This window comes from Paraburkholderia sp., from assembly GCF_034668105.1.
Taxonomy (GTDB): Bacteria; Pseudomonadota; Gammaproteobacteria; order Burkholderiales; family Burkholderiaceae; genus Paraburkholderia.
Window position 1 is genome coordinate 1 of record NZ_JAXDPY010000426.1, and the last position, 5,037, is coordinate 5,037.

Genomic DNA, 5,037 nt, shown 5'->3' on the forward strand with positions numbered 1-5,037 from the left:
ACCGTTTCGGAACCATCAACCTGAACCAGCAGGAATGAGCGGATCATGTGTTACCCATGTCCCCGCACACCTGTTACCCATGTCTCCGGTCCATACACGGCGGCAAAGAGAAGTAGGTGCCCGCCCACCACAGGGGCGACGCTAATAGACCGATAAGAAATCAAGGAAAGGCCAACGCCGCAGGCATACAGACGAATAAGCGCTCCGCAGGCAACCAGTTCAAGAAAAAAGGCCAACACCGCAGGCACACAACCAAGCGCCGTGCAGGCACCCAATATCAAAAAAAGCCCGAAGGCAAAAAACCTAAACATCCGCCCCCTTCAAAGCCCGCGCCTCCTCAGCGGCATCATCATCACGCGCGTCATTCCCATACTCAACCAGCCGGTTATACAAAGTCTTAAGACTGATACCAAGAATCTCAGCAGCCCGCGTCTTCACACCACCGCACTGCTCAAGCGTGGCCAATATCAACTGACGGTCAGCCTCGGCAAGCGAAGTCCCAAACGGAATCGTGATCGCCGTCCCCGCCGCCGGCTTCGACAAGGTGATCTGCAATGGCACCGTCGCCGTACTATCCGAGTCCGAACCCGACATGATGTGTGCGCGCTGCACGTAGTTCTTCAACTCGCGCACATTGCCCGGCCAGGGATACGACATCAGCATTTCCTTCACCGCCGCCGGGAAATGCTTCTTCGTGCTATGACGCTCGTTCAGTTCGTCAAGAAACGCCTGCGCCAGTAATTCCACATCCTTACCCCGGTCGCGCAGCGGCGGCAAGCTGATCGGAAACACGTTCAGACGATGGTACAAATCAAGCCGCAACTTGCCTTCCAGCACCGCCTGCTCCGGATCGCGGTTGGTCGCCGCGATCAGTCGCACGTCCGTTTCGATTTCCTTGGTCGTGCCGACCCGCATGAACATGCCGGTTTCCAGCACGCGCAGTAGTTTCACCTGCAACTCAATCGGCATTTCGGTGATTTCGTCGAGAAACAGCGTGCCGCCGTTCGCGCGTTCGAAATAACCTTTGTGCTGACGGTCCGCACCGGTGAACGAGCCGCGCTCGTGACCGAACATTTCCGACTCGATCAGGTTCGGCGAGATCGCACCGCAGTTCACCGCGAGGAAAGCGTGTTTGCGGCGCAAGCTGAGCTGGTGCAGTGTCTGAGCGGCCACTTCCTTGCCGGTGCCTGACTCGCCCACCAACATGACCGAGGCCGCCGTCGGCGCAACGCGGCCGATCTGGTCGTAGACCTCCTGCATGGCCGGTGAATTGCCGAGCATCAGGCCGAAGCGGCCCATGCGCCGCAACTCGCCGCGCAACGTGCCGATTTCCGCCTTCAGGTCGCCGGCGCGCGGCAGCCGCGACAGAATCGCCTTCACCCGCTGCATGTTGATCGGTTTCACCAGGTAGTCCGTGGCGCCCATCTTCAGCGCGTTGACCGCCGACTCCACCGTGGCATGGCCGGTAATCACGATCACTTCCACGCCGGAACGCGGATCGAGATCTTCAAACAGATCGACTCCGCTGCCGTCGGGCAGCTTCAGATCGGTAAAGACGACGTCCGGCATCTGCCGGACCAGTTGAATGCGCGCTTCGCGCAAATCGCCCGCAGTGGCGGTAGTCAAACCGTCTTCCCCGATGATGGCGGAAAGCGCCTCGCGGGTACCGGCATCGTCATCGACAATCAGTACGTGTGGCATCGCGTCTCGAAAGCCCGAAAGCGTAAATGAGGAAGCATGCAAAACCGCATGCTGAAAAAGCCGGCCGGCGGCATATCGCTGCGCCGCGATGCGCTCGGATTGAGCACACGCTAACGTTTTTACAACAGCGCCGATCCTTCGACTTATTTCAATGCCGCAACAATCGACACGGAAATCGCGCCGAGAACTGCGGCATTGTTGTCTATTTGCCTATTATACGGCTTTAACGAGACAAATTTGTCATGTCCGCGAAGCGCCGCCGTCAAAGTTTCACATCGACAACACGGCGCGCGCAAGCGTCTTTCAAGCGTTGCGCCTAACTGCGCGGAAACGGCCATGCGCCGCCGTGCCCGTTCGGATGCGCCGGGCCATTCGCGCCATGCGCCGCGTCCGGCGTGGACGCGCCGGCGCTCGCGGCCGTCCCGCTGCCGGACGGCGTAGTCGGCGCCGCCACTGCGCCGCCCTCGTCTTCCCAGCGGCTCAATTCACGCGCCGCCGGAATGCGCGCCGCGCGGTTTCGCTGCACATAGCGCACCGCCAGAAACCCGCCGACAGCCATCAGCGCGCCGAAGATGCCAATTTTGGGTCGTCCCATCGTGAACTCCTTTGTTATTGCAAGCGGATTGACGTCGAGCCTCGCGCGTTAGCGCGCGCTCAGCACGCCAAGCAAAAAGCCGACGCCCGCGGCAAGCCCGATCGAGCGCCACGGATTGCTGCGCACGTAGCGTTCGGTATTGACGGTCACGGCCCGATAGCGCCGCTGCGCATTGCGCTGGGCATCGCCAAGCGTCGATTGAAGCGTTTCGACATGCGCGCCCAGGCGGTTGCGCAGCGCGTCGACGCCCTCGCCCGGCACATTGGCGGCAAGCCGCAGCATCTCTTCCGAGTCCGTCAGCAGCACCCTCAGATCGTCGACGATCTTCTGACCGCCGAGTGCAAGCTGTTGCGTGGTGTCAGTCATCATTCACTCCTATGTCTGAATTCGGCGTGTGCGTGTCAGCCCGGCACGGCGCACGATCGGAACCGACTCCGGGTCGCCCGTCGAACAAAGACGTTCAAAAGCACACGTTCAAAAACACACGCGTGTCGGGTTGATGACGCAAACCACGTGCCCGGTAAATTTGCCAGTCTCAGCCCGTGCGGCCAGCGGCTTAGGCACTTTCGACCGAACGCGCGCCGGGCCGCCGCCGAACCTTTTCGCCGACCCGCCCCATGGATTGCAGGAAGCGGCGTCGAAGTGGTTAAATCGAATTTTGTGAGATAGTGACCGCACTGGTCCATCTCGCGTCAAAGGCCTGCGCGCCGCAGCACCGAACCTCATTTGCACAGGACCCCCGTTTATGGCGTCAATCGATCTGGACTCGCCCACCGTCTCCGCCGGCGGCACTGCTTCAGCACAGGCGAAGCAGCGCGTCGCGGACGGCATCGCGGGACTGAAATCGTACGGGCTGCTGTACGGCTCGTCGCCGGTGATGCTCGATCTCTACGAACAGATCGAACGCGTCGCCAGCACCGACGCGACCGCGTTGGTCATCGGCGAATCCGGCACCGGCAAGGAACTGATTGCCCGCACGATTCACGATAAAAGTGGCCGCAAGGACGCCCCGTTTGTCGCCGTCAACTGCGGTGCGATTCCCGACGAACTCATCGAAGCCGAATTGTTCGGCCATGAAAAAGGCAGCTTCACCGGCGCGGTCCAGGGACGCGTCGGCTACTTCGAACACGCGAACGGCGGCACGCTGTTCCTCGACGAAATCACTGAAATGGCGCCCGTGCGCCAGGTCAAACTTCTGCGCGCGCTCGAGACGGGCACGTTTTTCCGGGTCGGCGGCAACGAACTGATTCGCGGCGACGTGCGCGTGATTGCGGCGACCAATCGCGATCCCGCGGTAGCCGTGAAGGAAAACGGTCTGCGTGAAGACCTGATGTACCGGCTGGCGGTTTTTCCATTGCGCGCGCCGCCGTTGCGCGAGCGTGAGAATGATCGGGAACTGCTCGCGCAACACTTCCTCGCGTTGCTGAATCATCAGGAAAACGCGAGCAAGAGCTTCAGCAAACGGTCGATCGAAACATTGCGAACCTGGTCGTGGCCGGGCAATGTGCGCGAGTTGAAAAACGCGGTGTATCGCGCGTTCATTCTCGCGGAGAAGACGGTCGAACTGCCGCATCCGCATCTCGCGTCGCGCGTGAAAAAGCCGGTGACGCAGGGCGACGCGATGAATGTCTGGATCGGCACGCCGCTCGCCGATGCGCAAAAGCAGATCATTCTCGGCACGCTCAAATATTGTGGCGGCGACAAGCGGCGCGCAGCCAAGGCGCTCGGCGTGAGTCTGAAAACGCTGTACAACCGCTTGAGCGCATACGGCGACGACGAAAGCGCGGAAGAAGATACCGAACAATAAGCCATGCCAGGTGCTCACGTGGGTCGTTCGCGTGAGCGGGTGATGCCGGTGCGTTGCCCATGTGTTGCCCATGTGTTGCCCATGTGTCGCCGATGTACGGACTATCTGCTTTTAGCGCCTTCTCGTGCGTCTGTCGCGCGTTCGTTTTGTGCGGAAATGACCGTTTCTCCGCATGCATCGTCTCGTAATTAATCCCTTCGCACCACCAATCAAAATCGGCTTCCGCTCAGCAGAAACCGATTCGTCCCGCACTATTTTTTGCAATTGCTTGCACTTTCCCACTGCCAATTACAAATGGCATCCTGCAAAATGCGGCAGCACATAATGCAACGGTGAGAAAGACGTGCCCGCCGTTTACCGCCCGCATCGCGTGTGAACGAAAGGCACTTGCAGGAATAGAGACAGGGAAATGCAAAAAAGTATGGTGTGGGCCGGATGGGCAAAACCAACAGCCGAAGCATCCGAAGCGCCTGGCGTAGCGCAACGCGCAAGGCCGGCTATCACGGCGCTCGTCGCGTTGGCCATGGCGATCTCTTCGGCATTGAGCGGCTGTAGTTCGCTCTATTCGGAAGGCGCCACCGCCGGCGCCGGTATCGCGGGCGCCGCGCTTGCGGCCCAAGTGACCAGCAACGCGGCGGTTGCCACCGGCATCGGTCTCGGCGCGGTGGCCGCCGCGCGCGCCGGCGTGCAGTACTCGGAGCGCGTGGTCCATAAGAATACGCAGGACGGTATCGCGAAAATCGCCGGACCGCTCGACGTCGGCGCCATCGCACCGTGGAGCGTGGTCCACTCGGTGCCGATCGAAGACGACGAACACGGCCGCGTCACCGTCAGCCGAACGATTAGCGCGGGCACGTTGGACTGCAAGGAAATCGTCTTTTCGGTCGACCACATCGCCACTAAGAACGTGCCTGCAAGCAGCGCGTTCTACGTC

General features: G+C 60.8%; 5 protein-coding genes. 2 read left to right on the forward strand and 3 right to left on the reverse strand.

Annotated elements, in window-relative coordinates; genetic code table 11:
- Positions 1-303: 303 nt before the first annotated feature.
- From QOC89_RS19160 to QOC89_RS19170, 3 genes are all read right to left on the reverse strand, one after another.
- Entirely contained in the window at positions 304-1,701 is a 1,398-nt protein-coding gene (locus QOC89_RS19160; RefSeq protein WP_323046468.1) for a sigma-54 dependent transcriptional regulator, read from the reverse strand.
- 316 nt (positions 1,702-2,017) lie between these two features.
- A complete protein-coding gene (locus tag QOC89_RS19165; RefSeq protein ID WP_323046469.1) occupies positions 2,018-2,296 on the reverse strand; it encodes a hypothetical protein in 279 nt (92 codons plus the stop codon).
- A 48-nt stretch (positions 2,297-2,344) separates the two neighbouring features.
- Positions 2,345-2,662: a DUF883 family protein gene (locus QOC89_RS19170; RefSeq protein WP_323046470.1), complete on the reverse strand. Its 318-nt coding sequence runs from the start codon at positions 2,660-2,662 to the stop codon at positions 2,345-2,347.
- A 379-nt stretch (positions 2,663-3,041) separates the two neighbouring features.
- On the opposite strand from QOC89_RS19170, the gene QOC89_RS19175 reads away from it, so the two are divergent.
- Positions 3,042-4,103: a sigma-54 dependent transcriptional regulator gene (locus tag QOC89_RS19175; RefSeq protein ID WP_323046471.1), complete on the forward strand. Its 1,062-nt coding sequence runs from the start codon at positions 3,042-3,044 to the stop codon at positions 4,101-4,103.
- 409 nt (positions 4,104-4,512) lie between these two features.
- On the forward strand, positions 4,513-5,037 hold a 525-nt coding region (locus QOC89_RS19180; protein WP_323046472.1), incomplete at its 3' end, for a hypothetical protein.

Excerpts from the sequence above, each read along its gene's own strand:
- QOC89_RS19160 (WP_323046468.1), bottom strand. The coding sequence starts at position 1,701 with ATGCCACACGTACTGATTGTCGATGACGATGCCGGTACCCGCGAGGCG.
- QOC89_RS19165 (WP_323046469.1), bottom strand. The coding sequence starts at position 2,296 with ATGGGACGACCCAAAATTGGCATCTTCGGCGCGCTGATGGCTGTCGGC.
- QOC89_RS19170 (WP_323046470.1), bottom strand. The coding sequence starts at position 2,662 with ATGACTGACACCACGCAACAGCTTGCACTCGGCGGTCAGAAGATCGTC.
- QOC89_RS19175 (WP_323046471.1), top strand. The coding sequence starts at position 3,042 with ATGGCGTCAATCGATCTGGACTCGCCCACCGTCTCCGCCGGCGGCACT.